The organism is Variovorax boronicumulans, assembly GCF_009811375.1.
Taxonomy (GTDB): Bacteria; Pseudomonadota; Gammaproteobacteria; order Burkholderiales; family Burkholderiaceae_C; genus Variovorax; species Variovorax boronicumulans.
This window is the reverse complement of record NZ_BKDH01000003.1, coordinates 276,852-289,645: the sequence shown is the minus strand read 5'-3', so window position 1 is coordinate 289,645 and position 12,794 is coordinate 276,852. Positions and strand designations below refer to the sequence as shown.

General features: G+C 69.0%; 13 protein-coding genes. 1 reads left to right on the top strand and 12 read right to left on the bottom strand.

The features are described from left to right. Nucleotides 1-17 precede the first annotated feature (17 nt). From VHAB30_RS24015 to VHAB30_RS23990, 6 genes are all read right to left on the bottom strand, one after another. On the bottom strand, nucleotides 18-1,544 hold the full coding sequence (locus VHAB30_RS24015; protein WP_159278826.1) for an FGGY-family carbohydrate kinase: 1,527 nt from the start codon (nucleotides 1,542-1,544) through the stop codon (nucleotides 18-20). Continuing rightward, a complete protein-coding gene (locus VHAB30_RS24010) occupies nucleotides 1,541-2,686 on the bottom strand; it encodes an alcohol dehydrogenase catalytic domain-containing protein (protein ID WP_159278825.1) in 1,146 nt (381 codons plus the stop codon). Before VHAB30_RS24010 ends, VHAB30_RS24015 begins: the two co-directional genes overlap by 4 nt. 47 nt (nucleotides 2,687-2,733) lie before the next feature. After that, nucleotides 2,734-3,714 carry an ABC transporter permease gene (locus VHAB30_RS24005; RefSeq protein WP_159278824.1) on the bottom strand — a complete coding sequence of 327 codons (981 nt, stop codon included), beginning with the start codon at nucleotides 3,712-3,714 and terminating at the stop codon, nucleotides 2,734-2,736. Then, nucleotides 3,711-5,228 carry a sugar ABC transporter ATP-binding protein gene (locus VHAB30_RS24000; protein WP_159278942.1) on the bottom strand — a complete coding sequence of 506 codons (1,518 nt, stop codon included), beginning with the start codon at nucleotides 5,226-5,228 and terminating at the stop codon, nucleotides 3,711-3,713. Before VHAB30_RS24000 ends, VHAB30_RS24005 begins: the two co-directional genes overlap by 4 nt. Nucleotides 5,229-5,277: 49 nt before the next feature. After that, complete coding sequence (locus VHAB30_RS23995) at nucleotides 5,278-6,198, bottom strand: ABC transporter substrate-binding protein (protein ID WP_159278823.1); 921 nt, start codon at nucleotides 6,196-6,198, stop codon at nucleotides 5,278-5,280. 119 nt (nucleotides 6,199-6,317) lie between these two features. Further along, a complete protein-coding gene (locus VHAB30_RS23990) occupies nucleotides 6,318-7,211 on the bottom strand; it encodes a helix-turn-helix domain-containing protein (RefSeq protein ID WP_062476111.1) in 894 nt (297 codons plus the stop codon). A gap of 307 nt (nucleotides 7,212-7,518) precedes the next feature. On the opposite strand from VHAB30_RS23990, the gene VHAB30_RS23985 reads away from it, so the two are divergent. Beyond that, a complete protein-coding gene (locus VHAB30_RS23985; protein WP_095743259.1) occupies nucleotides 7,519-8,757 on the top strand; it encodes a CaiB/BaiF CoA transferase family protein in 1,239 nt (412 codons plus the stop codon). A gap of 13 nt (nucleotides 8,758-8,770) precedes the next feature. Here the strand turns inward: VHAB30_RS23985 and VHAB30_RS23980 are convergent, their stop codons facing one another. From VHAB30_RS23980 to VHAB30_RS23955, 6 genes are all read right to left on the bottom strand, one after another. Further along, nucleotides 8,771-9,028 carry an acyl-CoA-binding protein gene (locus VHAB30_RS23980; protein ID WP_159278822.1) on the bottom strand — a complete coding sequence of 86 codons (258 nt, stop codon included), beginning with the start codon at nucleotides 9,026-9,028 and terminating at the stop codon, nucleotides 8,771-8,773. Nucleotides 9,029-9,109: 81 nt separating this feature from the next. Then, entirely contained in the window at nucleotides 9,110-9,958 is an 849-nt protein-coding gene (locus VHAB30_RS23975) for a tetratricopeptide repeat protein (protein WP_174250278.1), read from the bottom strand. A 7-nt stretch (nucleotides 9,959-9,965) separates the two neighbouring features. Continuing rightward, the gene (locus VHAB30_RS23970; protein ID WP_070063441.1) at nucleotides 9,966-10,673 is read right to left on the bottom strand and encodes a TetR/AcrR family transcriptional regulator; all 708 of its coding nucleotides are present in this window, start codon (nucleotides 10,671-10,673) and stop codon (nucleotides 9,966-9,968) included. A 126-nt stretch (nucleotides 10,674-10,799) separates the two neighbouring features. Beyond that, a complete protein-coding gene (locus tag VHAB30_RS23965; RefSeq protein ID WP_159278821.1) occupies nucleotides 10,800-11,276 on the bottom strand; it encodes a phasin family protein in 477 nt (158 codons plus the stop codon). Between the two features lie 88 nt (nucleotides 11,277-11,364). Then, on the bottom strand, nucleotides 11,365-11,814 hold the full coding sequence (locus VHAB30_RS23960; protein ID WP_062476095.1) for an acyl-CoA thioesterase: 450 nt from the start codon (nucleotides 11,812-11,814) through the stop codon (nucleotides 11,365-11,367). 74 nt (nucleotides 11,815-11,888) lie between these two features. Further along, the gene (locus VHAB30_RS23955; protein WP_099794666.1) at nucleotides 11,889-12,785 is read right to left on the bottom strand and encodes a LysR family transcriptional regulator; all 897 of its coding nucleotides are present in this window, start codon (nucleotides 12,783-12,785) and stop codon (nucleotides 11,889-11,891) included. Between the last annotated feature and the right edge of the window lie 9 nt (nucleotides 12,786-12,794).

Genomic DNA, 12,794 nt, shown 5'->3' with positions numbered 1-12,794 from the left:
CCTGGACAGTGCGTGCGTCATCCCAACCGATGCATCGCATCACGCAACGCCGGGTACAGCGAGGTGTAGATCTCGAAGCGCTCCCGGTAGACCGCTTGCGCCGCAGGCTCGGGCCGCGCGCGTTCCACCAGCGTGACCCAGCCGCGTTCGGCGGTAGCTGCATCGACCAGCCCGGCACCGAGCGCCGCGAGCATCGCCGCGCCGAGGGCGGCCTCGACCTCTTCCTCGATCGTGAACACGCGGTAGCCCGTGACGTCCGCCACGATCTGCATCCACAGGTCGGAATGCGCGGCGCCGCCGACCACGATCAGGCGGTCGTCCAGCGGCTGCCCGCTGCGCCGGCCGGCCTCGATGTTGTGCTGCAGCGCGAAGCTCACGCCTTCGAGCACGGCGCGGTACAGGTGGGCGCGGCTGTGCGCGAGCGAGAGGCCGAGGAAGGCGCCCTTGGCTTGCGCGTCCCAGATCGGGCTGCGCTCGCCCATCAGGTAAGGCAGGAAGACCAGGCCGTCGGCGCCGGGCGGCACCTCGACCGCGCGGCGTTCGATGAGGGCGTGCGCGTCTTCACCGGTGCGCGCGGCCTCGGCCACCTCGGCCTGGCAGAAGGCTTCGCGAAACCAGGTGACGGCCGCGCCGGCCGTGATCGCGCCGCCGAACACGTAGCTGCGGTCCGCGCCGCGGTACACGTGCGGCATGGTGATGAGCTGGTGGCGCGCGTCCACGGTCGGGCTCACGAAGCCCCAGCACATGCTGGTGCCGATCATCGCGACGTGGTCGCCGCTGCCGGTGACGCCCGCGCAGAAGGTGGCCACCGCCGCATCGACGCCGCCGGCCATCAGCGGTATGCCTTCGCGCAGGCCCAGCTGCGTGGCGCACTCGGCGCTCAGGTGGCCCACCACCTCGCTCGATTCGACGAGCCGCGGCGGCATCATGCGCGCCGGAATGCCGAGCATGTCGAGCGCCTGCGCCGACCAGCGCCGCCGCGCCGCGTCGTACACGCCGCCGATGTTGCCGGCCGAGCTGTGGTCGACCGCGAGCTGGCCCGTCAGCCGCCAGTTGATGTAGCTGTTGGGCGGCAGGAAGTGGTGCGTCTTTGCCCACACCTCGGGGCGGTGCTCGCGCAGCCACAGCATCTTGGTGAAGCCGTAGTAGCTGTCGACGCCGTTGCCCGTGATGGCCTGCAGCCGCGCCACGTCGACCGTCGCGTTCACCGCGTCGACCTCGGCGGTGGCGCGGCGGTCCATCCAGATGAGGCAAGGGTGCAGCGGACGCATGGCCTCGTCGACCGGGATGCCCGCGCCGCCGTAGAGGCTGCTCACGCACATCGCGGCGATGTCTGTCGCGGCGACGCCGCCTTGCGCCACGCAGGCGCGCACGCTCTCGCACACGGCGTCGAACCAGACCTCGCAGTCCTGCTGCGCCCACAGCGGCTTCGGCGTCTCGGGCTGGTAGGCCACGCTGGCTTGCGCGTGGACCTTGCCGTCGATGCCGACCAACAGGCACTTGGTGCTTTGCGTGCCGATGTCGACGCCGATCACGTACGTCATGCCGCGCTGCCCGACGCCTGCGGTGCAGGCTTGAGCAGCACCTTGATCGAGTCGAGCGAGTTGGCCAGCGCGAAGGCGTGCTCCCATTCGGTCAGCGGGAAGTCGTGCGTCACGATGCCCTTCGAGGTGACAAGCCCGCGCGCCAGCAGGTCGATGGCGACCGGGTAGCAGTACGGGCCCAGGTGCGCGCCGCGCACGTCGAGTTCCTTGCGGTCGCCGATGATCGACCAGTCGGCGCTCGTCTCCGAACCGAACACGCTGAACTCGACGAAGCGGCCGAGCTTGCGGATCATGTCCAGGCCCTGCGTCACGCCGATGGGCGCGCCGGTGGTCTCGATGTACACGTCGCAGCCGTAGCCTTCGGTGAGGCCCTTGACGATGGCATCGGCGTTTTCGGTCTTCGGGTTGATGACGACGTCGGCGCCGTACTGCTTCGCGAGTGCCAGGCGCTCGGGCACGAGGTCGATCACGATCAGCTTCTTGGGCGTCTTGAGTGCTGCCACCTGCGTCATCATCAGTCCCAGCGGGCCGGCGCCGGCGATCACCACCACGTCGTCGAGCTGGAGCTCGCCGCGGTTCACGGTGTGGATCGCACAGGCCAGCGGCTCGATGATGGCCGCGTCTTCCAGTGAGATGCCGTCGGGGATCTTGTGCACGCGCGAGGTCGGCGGCAGGCGCATGTAGTCGGCCATGCCGCCGTCGGCCACGATGCGCTGGAAGCCGAAGATGTTGTGGACCTCGCACATCCAGTATTTGCCCGAGGTGCAGAAACGGCACTTGCCGCAGGGCACGATCTGCTCGGCGATCACGCGGTCGCCTTTCTCCACGCCGAAGTGCTCCGCCGCGCCCTCGCCCAGCGCCTCGACGTAGCCGAAGAACTCGTGGCCGGGGATGACCGGCGCCTTGACCCACGAGGGCTGGCCGTCGCCGCCCCAGAACATCTTCGCGCCTGAGTGGCACTTGCAGTCGGAGGCGCAGATGCCGCAGGCCGCGATGGAAATGAGCAGTTCGTTCGGGCCGATGACGGGCATCGCGACGGTCTCGAGCCGGTAGTCCTTCGGGCCGTGGCACACGACGGCCTGCATGGCGGCGAGTTCGCCGATGGCGCCCGTGGCGCCGGGTTGGAGCTTTTGATACGACATGGATTCCTTGAGATCAGGAGGGGTGCGAAGAAGCGGAGGAGAAGAGGTCAGCGGCGGGCTTCGCGGCTGATGAAGATGGCGAGCAGCACGATGCCGCCCTTGATGATCAGTTGCAGGTACGGCGACACGCCGATCATGTTGAGACCGTTGTTGAGCACCGCCAGCAGCAGCGCGCCGACCAGCGTGCCCACGATCGCGCCGCGGCCGCCCGCGATGGACGTGCCGCCCATCACCACCGCCGCGATGGCGTCGAGCTCGAAGCCCACGCCCACGCCGGGCTGGCCGCTGGTGACGCGCGCGGCCTGCACGATGCCCGCGATGGAGGCGGTGAGGCCGCTGAGCACATACACCAGCAGCTTGTAGCGCGACACGCGCACGCCCGACAGCCGCGTGGCTTCCTCGTTGCCGCCGATGGCGTACACGTAGCGGCCGAAGGGCGCCATGTTGAGCAGCACGTAGGCCACGAGGTAGGTGGCCAGCATGATGAGGATCGGCACCTTCAGGCCCGCGAGCGTGCCGCTGCCCAGGAAGGCGAACGACTCGGGCAGCCCGTCGATCGGGTAGCCGCCGGTGTAGATCAGGGCGATGCCGCGCGCGATACCCATGGTGGCCAGCGTCACGATGATCGGCGGCATGCGCAGGTAGGCCACGCAGTAGCCGTTGAACAGGCCGATCACCGCGCCCACGCCGAGCCCGAGCGGCACGGCGAGCACGGGCGGCAGGCCGAAGTGCACCATCAGCCCCGAGGCCAGCGTGCCCGACAGCGCCACCACCGCGCCCACCGAGAGGTCGATGCCGCCCGTGAGGATCGCGGCCGTCATGCCCACCGCGATGATCGCGTTGATGGACGACTGCAGCGCGATGTTCTGCAGGTTGCTCACCGAAAGGAAGTTGTCGGTCGCCACGATCATGAAGACCGAGATCGCGACCAGGCCGACCAGCGGCAGGAAGGCCGTGGAGCGGCGCAGCTGCGTGAAGAACCCGCCCGCGGGTGCCGGCGGCGTGGGATGGGTGGCGGTGGCAGTCATGGGGGGCTCCCGGAGGAAGAGGGAAGGGAGGGAGAGGACGACGTCGCGTGGCGCATGATTTCGCCCGCGTTGATCGCGTCGCCCGTGAGCGTCGCCACGATGGCGCCGCCCGAGAACACCGCGACGCGGTCGCACAGGCCGACGATCTCGGGCAGCTCGCTGGAGATCATCAGGATCGACTTGCCCTGGCGCGTGAGTTCGCGCATCAGCTGGTAGATCTCGGCCTTGGCGCCCACGTCGATGCCGCGCGTGGGCTCGTCGAAGATCAGCACGTCGCAGTCGTGGCCGAGCCAGCGCGCGATCACCACCTTCTGCTGGTTGCCGCCCGACAGCGTGGCCACGCGGGTGTCGATGCCCGGCGCCTTCACGCCCACGCGGCGCGAGAGTTCGCCGGCCGCGCGCTTTTCAGACGCTGTGTCGACCACGCCCGCGCGGCGGTGCCGCCCGAGGTTGTTCAGCGAGATGTTGAAGCGGATCGTGAAGTCGGTGATCAGCCCTTCGACCTTGCGGCTTTCGGGCAGCAGGCCGATGCCGTGCGCGAGCGCCTGCGTCGGGTCGTCCAGGCGCACGGGCTGGCCGTTGCGCAGCACCGTCTTGCGGTGCGTGCGGTCGGCGCCCATCATGCCCAGCGCGAGCTCGGTGCGCCCCGAGCCCACCAGCCCCGCGAAGCCGAGGATCTCGCCCGCGTGCAGGTCGAAGCGGTTGACCGGGCCTTCCTTCACGAGCTGGATCTCGGGCACCTCGAGCACCTTGCGGCCGTTCGGTGCGGGCTGCGGCTTGGGCGGAAAGCTCTGTTCGATGCGCCGGCCCACCATCATCTCGACCAGCGCGTCGACGGTCGTGGCGGCCACGTCGACATGCCCGGCGTTGGCGCCGTCGCGCAGCACGCTGATGCGGTCGCACACCTCGAAGATTTCATCGAGATGGTGCGAGATGAAGATCATCGCCACGCCCTTGGCGCGCAGTGCGCGCATCACCTTGAACAGGTGCTCGGCCTCGTTGGGCGTGAGCGTGGCGGTGGGTTCATCGAGCACCAGCAGCCGCGCCTTCAGCGACAGCGCCTTGCCGATCTCGACGAACTGCTGCTGCGCCACCGAGAGCTGGCAGATCGGCACGCCGAGGTCGATCTGCACGCCCAGTTCGTCGAACACCGCGCGGGCTTCGCGCTGCATCGCCGCCTGGTCCATGAGGCCGAACCGGTTCGTGAGGTAGCGGCCCAGGAAGATGTTCTCCACCGCGTTCAGGTACGGCACCAGGCTGAACTCCTGGAAGATGATGCCGATGCCCGCCGCGATGGCGTCGCCGTAGCCGGCGAAGTGGCACTCGGTGCCGTCGATGACGATGCGGCCCTCGTCGGCCTGGTGGATGCCGCCGAGGATCTTCATCAGCGTCGACTTGCCCGCACCGTTCTCGCCGAGCAGCGCGTGCACCTCGCCCTGGCGCACCGAGAGGTCGATGTTCGACAGGGCCTTCACGCCCGGGAAGCGCTTGGACACGCCCTCGAGCCGCAGCATCTCCCGGGGTGGTTCGTACGTGAGCGTCACGGGCGGTGCCTGCGGTGGCTTACCAGCTGAAGGTCTTGGCGCCTTCGGCGTCGATGAGCTTCACATCGACCGGCACGGCCGCGGGCACGTTGGCGCCCCACTTCTTGGCCAGCGCGATGCCGATGGCCAGGCGGATCTGGTCGCGCGGGTACTGCGCGGTGGTGGCGATGAACTTCGAGCCCGCCTTCTGCATCGCCTTGATGGCCTCGGGTGCGCCGTCCACGCTGGTGAGCTTCACGTCCTTGCCGCTGGCTTCGATGGCCGCGAGCGCGCCCATCGAGCCGCCGTCGTTCACGCTGAACACGCCCTTGAGGTTCTTGTTCGCCTGCAGGATGTTCTCGGTCACGGTGAGCGCGGTGGCGCGCTCCTGCTTGCCGTTCTGCGTGCTCACGACCTTGATGCCGGGGTACTTGGCCAGCGCTTCGCGGCAGCCCTTCACGCGCTCCAGGATCGGCACGACCGGGATGCCGTCGAGGATGGCCACGTCGCCCTTCTCGCCGATGTTCTTCGCCAGGTACTCGCAGGCCAGGCGGCCGGCGTCGAGGTTCTTGGAGCCCACGAACGAATCGACCGGGCCTTGCGCGTTGGCGTCGACCGCCACCACGATCACGCCGGCCTTCTTGGCCGAGCGCACCGCCGACTGCACGCCGGCCGAGTCGGTCGGGTTCAGCAGCAGGATGTCGATCTTCTTCTGGATCATGTCTTCCACGTCGCCGATCTGCTTGGCCACGTCATGGCGCGCATCGGTGGTGACCACGGTGGCGCCGATGCTGGCGGCGGCTTCTTCCAGGGCCTGCTTCATCGTCACGAAGTAGGGGTTGTTCAATTCCTGGAAGGTCATGCCGATGCGCAGCGGCTGCTTGGGCGCCTGGGCCAGTGCGGCGGTGGTGCCGCAGGCCAGGGCGGCGACGAGGGCGGTGGTTTTGAGAAGGCTCTTCATTGGGTTGTCTCCTTGAGGTTGGTTGTGTGACGGTCTGCAAAAAACGCGGGCAAAGGGGCGCCCTGCGCGGCGCGGAGTGCGCCGCGCCAGGAACGACGCGGGGAACACGGGGGGGCGCGCTACGGCGGGCTGTTGGCGGCGCGCGATGCAGCGAGCTGCATGCGATGGAAATGGCGGAACTTGGTCGGCGGCATGCGCTTGTGCAGCAGGAACTGCCGGTTGAAGTTCGACACGTTGTTGAAGCCCACGTCCATGCAGACGTCGAGCACGGGCTTGTCGCTGTTGGCGAGCAGTTCGCAGGCGCGGCCGATGCGCAGCCGGTTCACGTAGCGCACGAACGACTGGCCGGTGTGCTTGCGGAACGAGCGGGAGAACGCGCTCGGGCTCTGGCCCACCAACTCGGCCAGCATCGGCTCGCGCAGCTCGTCGCCCAGGTTGGCGGCGATGTGGGCCAGCACGTTGTTGATCGCGTGCGACATGAAGGCCTTGGGGTCGGGCGTGAACGCGGGGCTGGCCAGCCGCTGGCGGTCGTCGCTGGCCACCAGCAGTTCGAACAGCGACAGCAGCAGCACCACGCGGCGCAGCCCGCGCGCCTCGAGCAGCGCTTCCATGATCGGCTTGGCCGCGGCGGCGGTGGCGGCCGAAAAGAGCAGGCCCGAGGCCGACTCGGCCAGCAGCGGCTCGATGCGGCGGAACTCGGGGAAGGTGGCCGCCATGTTGCGCACCAGCGCGGCCGGAAACTGGATCACGATACCGCGGCGCTCGACGCTCTGGCCGGCGGGCACGTCGCTGATCCAGTTGTGCGGCAGGTCGGGGCCCATGAACACGAGGTTGCCCGGCTCGAAGTGGCCGACGTGGTCGCCCACGAAGTACACGCCCTGGGTCTCGACGATCAGCTGGATCTCGTACTCGGGGTGGAAGTGCCAGCGCACCGTGCGATACGGATAGCCGTGCGCCCAGGCGGTGAACGATTCGTCACCTTGGACTTCGACGATTTCCAGATCGGGTTGCATGGCCGGCGGTCTTTCCTCTGTGTATGGCCCCCGGGTTGGGGGTGAGGCGGACTGTACGAATCGCTCCGGATGCCAACAACCAGCGTTGGGGTGCGCAACTGATACTTTTTTGAGTCGCGGTCCTGCCTGGTAGTGAAGGGCGCGACGACGCGCTGCGCTGCAGCAAACCCCTTTCTCCTCGGGGCGTGGCGCATGCCGGAGCGCAATTGCTGCGGTGCAAAAGAGCCGCTTCGCGCCGTGTCAAGATTTCATAGGTGTTTTCCCGGCCCGACGCGGTATCCGGGGCGGCACGGCACACTCGCAAGCCATGACGCAAAGCTCTCTTTCCCCTCCGGCCGCGGGTCCGCTGGCCGGCCTCAAGGTCGTCGAACTCGGGCAACTGATCGCCGGCCCCTTCGCGGCGCGCACGCTGGCCGACTTCGGCGCCGACGTGGTCAAGATCGAGCCGCCCGGCGCGGGCGACCCGCTGCGCACCTGGCGGCTGCTGAAGGACGGCACCTCTGTCTGGTGGCAGGTGCAGTCGCGCAACAAGCGCTCGCTGGCGCTGGACCTGCGCCAGCCCGAGGCGCAGGCCATCGTGCGCCAGCTTGCGGCCGAGGCCGACGTGCTGGTCGAGAACTTCCGCCCTGGCGCGATGGAAGGCTGGGGCCTGGGGCCCGACGCGCTGCTGGCCGCCAACCCCGCGCTCGTGATGCTGCGCATCAGCGGCTACGGCCAGACCGGCCCCTACCGCGACCGGCCCGGCTTCGGCGTGGTGGCCGAGGCCATGGGCGGGCTGCGCCACCTCACGGGCGAACCGGGCCGCGTGCCGGTGCGCGTGGGCGTGTCGATCGGCGACACGCTGGCCTCGCTGCACGGCGTGATCGGCGTGCTGATGGCCATGCAGCACCGCCACGCCACCGTGAGCGCCGAATTCCCGAAGGGCCGGGGCCAGGTGGTCGACGTCGCGTTGTACGAGGCGGTCTTCAACTGCATGGAAAGCCTGCTGCCCGAGTACGCCGAATTCGGCGCGGTGCGCGAGGCCGCCGGCAGCGCGCTGCCGGGCATTGCGCCCACCAACGCCTACCGCTGCGCGGACGGCGGCTACGCCATCGTCGCGGGCAACGGCGACAGCATCTTCAAGCGGCTCATGGCCTGCATCGGCCGGCCGGACCTCGCGGCCGACCCGGCGCTGGCCGGCAACACGGGGCGCGTGGCGCAGGTCGGGATGCTCGATGCCGCCATCGGCGACTGGGCCGCGCAGCGCACGGTGACCGAGGTGCTGGCCGCGCTCGATGCGGCGCACGTGCCCGCCGGGCGCATCTACACCATCGCCGACATCGCGGCCGACCCGCACTACGCCGCGCGCGGCATGCTGCAGGAGGTGAAGATGCCCGACGGCAGCGCGCTCGCGGTGCCCGGCTTCGTGCCCAAGCTGTCGCTCACGCCGGCCGGCCACCGGCGCAATGCGCCGGCGCTGGGGGCGGACACGCAGGCGGTGCTGGAGGAGATCGGGTTGAGCGCCGGGCAGATCGCCGCGTTGCAGGAACGCGGGATCGTCGGTTGATCGACGCGGCCGGTCAGGCGCGCAGGGATTCGATCAGGTCGATGTACTTCTGCTTGGCCTCGTCGGCCGTGGCGCCCTTCTGGGCGGTCCACGCGTCCCACTTGGCGCGCGCGACGATGTCGCTGAAGCTGGGCTTCTTGGCGGCGTTGTCGCCTTCGGTCGCCTGCTTGAACAGGGCGTAGATCTTCAGCAGCGTCGGGTTGTCGGGGCGCTCGGCCAGCAGCTTGGAGTTGGCCTGGGCGGCTTCGAATTGGGCGTTGAGGTCGGACATGGCGGTCGGGAAGAAGGTCAGAAACCGCGCATCTTAAATGGATTGGTACCAAGTGGTACCAATAGCAAGCGTTCCGGCCTTTCAGTCCGTCAGCCCTGCGCGCGCCAGCTCCACATCCAACCGCTCCCGCGCATCCGCCGGCGTCAGCGCGGCCGCCTTCTCGTACAGCCCGTTCGCCTCGCCGAGGCGCGACTCGCCGTGCAGCATCAGCAGCGCACGCGCGTACTCCATCATTCCGGCCGCCGACTGCGGGTGCAGCGCCAGCCCGCGCTCGAACAGCTCGATCGAGGTTTCGGCGCGCACGCCGTAGGTCATGCGCCCGACCAGCGCGCCGACCTTGTCGATCACCTCGGCGTGGAAGGCGGCCAGCGCGAGGTGCGCGTCGCCGTGCTCCGGCTGCAGCTCGATCACGTGCTCCAGCGCGCCCTTGAGCTTGGTGCCCAAGCCCTGCGCCAGGGCGCGCGCCACGCTGATGCCCTGGCTGTAGCGGCCCAGCGCGTAGGCCTGCCAGTAGAGCGCCTGGCAGTTGTCGGGCTCGGCCGCGACCTGCGCGCCGGCGCGCTCGATCACCTGGCGGAACATGGCGAGCCGCACGGCCTCGCGCGGTTCCAGGTAGTTGGCGTAGATCGCGGTCGCCTGGTTGGCGAGCGCCAGGCCGTCGGGGCCGTGGCGCAAGCCGAGGGCGGCGGCGCGTTCGAACTCGCCGCTGTGGTACAGCGCCCAGCCTTCGGCCAGCGGCGCGTCGCGCGCGGGCGGCGGCAGTGCGTGGCCGGCGTGCAGGCGCTGCCAGTGGGCGAGCAGGCTGCGCGCGTCGTAGCGGGGCACGTCGGGGTAGGGAAGGGGCGTCCAGGGTTCGGTGCCGGCGGTGGCCGTGGCCGCGGCAGGGCCGGCGGACAGCAGCGAGAGCGGTTTGAAATCGGAGTGGGGCATGGATGTTCTAGGCCGCCATATCGACCGTCGGTGGCACGGGGCTGGGGTTGCTGGCGGCGCTTTCGCCGTTGTAGGCATTGCTCAGCGCGAGCAGGTGGCGGCGCTGGTCGCGTGCGAGGTAGGGCGCGAGCAGGTGCAGCGTGTGGTGGCCGCCGCGCATCAGCGCGCCCTGCGCATGTGCGGGCTCCAGCGCCTGGCGCGGGTTGCGCACGTACTCGTAGCTGAGCCAGTAGGTCAGCACCACGACCATGCTCTGGGCCAGCGTGTCGACCTCGTGCGCGTCGATGTCCAGGTGGCCGGCGCGGCTCAGGCCGGCGATCAGCTGGCGGATGGCGCGTGCCTTGTTCTTGAGCACGAGCTGGAACTGGGTCTCCAGGTGCCGGTTCTTGCTCAGCAGGTCGTTGAGGTCGCGGTACAGGAAGCGGTAGCGCCAGATCAGCTCGAAGAGGCTGTGCATGAAGAACCAGGCGTCCTCCACGTCGTGCACGCCTTCGCTGGCGTGCAGCAGCTCGTTGAGCTCGGCTTCGTAGCCTTCGTAGAGCTTGTTGATCAGCTCTTCCTTGGCGGGGTAGTGGTAGTAGAGATTGCCGGGGCTGATGTTCAGCTCGCCGGCCACCAGCGTGGTCGACACGTTCGGTTCCCCGAAGCGGTTGAACAAATCCAATGCGGCTTCGAGGATGCGTTGCGCAGTGCGGCGTGGCGCCTTCTTTGCCATGTCGGTGCCCCCGTGGTTTCTCTTGGTCTTGGGGGCACTCTAGCGCATGTGCGCTGCACCATGAACGGTGCGGGACATGTTTTGCGGCGCTGAATTTTTGTGCAGTGCCGCAATTACAGAACGATGTCAGCCGGCCTTGGTGCGGCGCAGGGTCTTCTTGGCGGCGGGGGCCGGTGCGGCCTTGCGCGAGGCGCGCACGGGCGAGGTCTTGGCATCGCGCTGCTTGAGTTGGGCTTCGAGCGCCTCGACGCGCGCCTGCAGCGCGGCCATGTCGGCGGCCGAGGGCACGCCGAGCTTTTCGAGCGCGCGCGCCACGCGGTCTTCGAAGATGTTCTCGAGCTTGCCCCACTGGCCGGCGGCCTTGGTGCCGAACTCGCTGGCGAAGCCGGCCATGCGCTGCTGGGCCTGGGCCAGCGTTTCTTCAGCGGCCTGCTGGGTCTTCTTCTGCATGCCGGCGCCGTCCTTGACCAGCGCCTCGAAGGCCTTGCTGCCCTCTTGCTGCATCTTGGCGAAGGCGCCGAGGCCGGCCAGCCAGATCTGCTGGGCCGAGTCCTTGATGCGGTCGGTCTTGTCGTTGCTGTCGTCGTCTCGGGAGGTGGCCATGCGGTGTGTTCCTTGGGATGCAATCGCACGACTCTAGCCGTCCGGGCGCGCCGTGGTTAGGGCGCGCCGCCTATCCCCGCGCCCGGAATCAGGGCGTGCCGCCGGCGGCGCGGCTGGCGTCCAGGTGCGCCTTGGCGCGCTCGGCCAGTGCCATTTCGCCGGGCGTGCCGGGCACGAAGGCTTCCACCGGCAGCGGCCGGCCGTGCGAGTCGACCGAGACGAACACGATCAGGCATTCGGTGGTCTTTTCCATCACGCCGCCCTTCATGTCGCCGCTGCGCACCTCGACCGAGATGTTCATGCTGGTCTTGCCGGTGTAGGCCAGGCGGGCCTCGACCTCGACCAGGTCGCCGATCATGATCGGCCGGTGAAAGCGGATGCTGCCGATGAAGGCGGTGACGCAGTAGCGCTTGGCCCAGCTGGTGGCGCAGGCGTAGCCGGCCTCGTCGATCCACTTCATGACCGTGCCGCCGTGGACCTTGCCGCCGAAGTTGACGGTGCTGGGTTCGGCCAGGAATCGGAGGGTGATGGAAGACATGGGGCGCCTTTTTTCTGTGGGCTGTGGGTGGGGAGCCGCGATTATGCGAGCGCCCGGGCGCCCTTTGGTGCCGTTCAGCTGCCGCTGAACAGCTGGGCCAGCGTGCGGCGCAGCCAGGCGTTGCCCGGGTCGGCATGAAAGCGCTCGTGCCAGTGCTGCTTGACCGCATAGGCCGGCAGCGTGAAGGGCGGCGCCAGCACCTTCACCGGCTCCTGCGTGGCCAGTACGTTGCCCAGGATGCGCGGCACCACCACGATCAGCTCGGTGTGGGCCACGATGCGCGCCACGCTCAAAAAGCTCGACAGCCGCACCACCACGTTGCGCTTGAGGCCTAGGCGCGCGATGGTGGTGTCGACGATGGCGTGCCCCGTGCCCGAGCTGGACACCACCGCGTGCGCCTCTTCCTCGAAGCGTTTGCGCGTGAGCTTGGCGCCGATGCGCGGGTGGTTCTGCGCCGCCAGGCAGACGAAGTTCTGCATGAACAGCACCTGCTGGTAGAAGCCCGCGTCCAGCTGCGGCATGAAGCCCACGGCCAGGTCGACGTCGCCGTCCTGCAGCCGGCGGCCGCTGTGGGTGGAGATGATCTCGGTTTCGATGTGCACGCCCGGCGCCGCATGGCGCAGGTGGTCGAGCAGGCCGGGCAGCAGCACCACCTCGCTGATGTCGGTCATGCAGATGCGAAAGCGCCGCTGCGCATGCGCCGGCTCGAAGCTGCTGCGGTTGCCCTGGGCCTGCGCGAGCTGCGCCAGCGCCTCGCGCAGGTTCGGATAGATGCGCTCGGCGTGCGGCGTGGGCTGCATGCCCTGCGCGGTGCGGGTGAACAGGCGGTCGTCGAAGTGCGCGCGCAGCTTGTTCAGCGCCGTGCTGGCCGCCGCCTGCGCCATGCCCAGGCGCTCGGCCGCCTTGGTGACGTTGCCGGTCTTGTAGACCTCGTCGAACACGGCGAGCCATTCGAGATCGAGCTTGGACATGGGGTGAGG

Coding starts and splice junctions, on each gene's coding strand:
- VHAB30_RS24015 (WP_159278826.1), bottom strand. CDS start 1,544: ATGACGTACGTGATCGGCGTCGACATCGGCACGCAAAGCACCAAGTGC.
- VHAB30_RS24010 (WP_159278825.1), bottom strand. CDS start 2,686: ATGTCGTATCAAAAGCTCCAACCCGGCGCCACGGGCGCCATCGGCGAA.
- VHAB30_RS24005 (WP_159278824.1), bottom strand. CDS start 3,714: ATGACTGCCACCGCCACCCATCCCACGCCGCCGGCACCCGCGGGCGGG.
- VHAB30_RS24000 (WP_159278942.1), bottom strand. CDS start 5,228: ATGCTGCGGCTCGAGGGCGTGTCCAAGCGCTTCCCGGGCGTGAAGGCC.
- VHAB30_RS23995 (WP_159278823.1), bottom strand. CDS start 6,198: ATGAAGAGCCTTCTCAAAACCACCGCCCTCGTCGCCGCCCTGGCCTGC.
- VHAB30_RS23990 (WP_062476111.1), bottom strand. CDS start 7,211: ATGCAACCCGATCTGGAAATCGTCGAAGTCCAAGGTGACGAATCGTTC.
- VHAB30_RS23985 (WP_095743259.1), top strand. CDS start 7,519: ATGACGCAAAGCTCTCTTTCCCCTCCGGCCGCGGGTCCGCTGGCCGGC.
- VHAB30_RS23980 (WP_159278822.1), bottom strand. CDS start 9,028: ATGTCCGACCTCAACGCCCAATTCGAAGCCGCCCAGGCCAACTCCAAG.
- VHAB30_RS23975 (WP_174250278.1), bottom strand. CDS start 9,958: ATGCCCCACTCCGATTTCAAACCGCTCTCGCTGCTGTCCGCCGGCCCT.
- VHAB30_RS23970 (WP_070063441.1), bottom strand. CDS start 10,673: ATGGCAAAGAAGGCGCCACGCCGCACTGCGCAACGCATCCTCGAAGCC.
- VHAB30_RS23965 (WP_159278821.1), bottom strand. CDS start 11,276: ATGGCCACCTCCCGAGACGACGACAGCAACGACAAGACCGACCGCATC.
- VHAB30_RS23960 (WP_062476095.1), bottom strand. CDS start 11,814: ATGTCTTCCATCACCCTCCGATTCCTGGCCGAACCCAGCACCGTCAAC.
- VHAB30_RS23955 (WP_099794666.1), bottom strand. CDS start 12,785: ATGTCCAAGCTCGATCTCGAATGGCTCGCCGTGTTCGACGAGGTCTAC.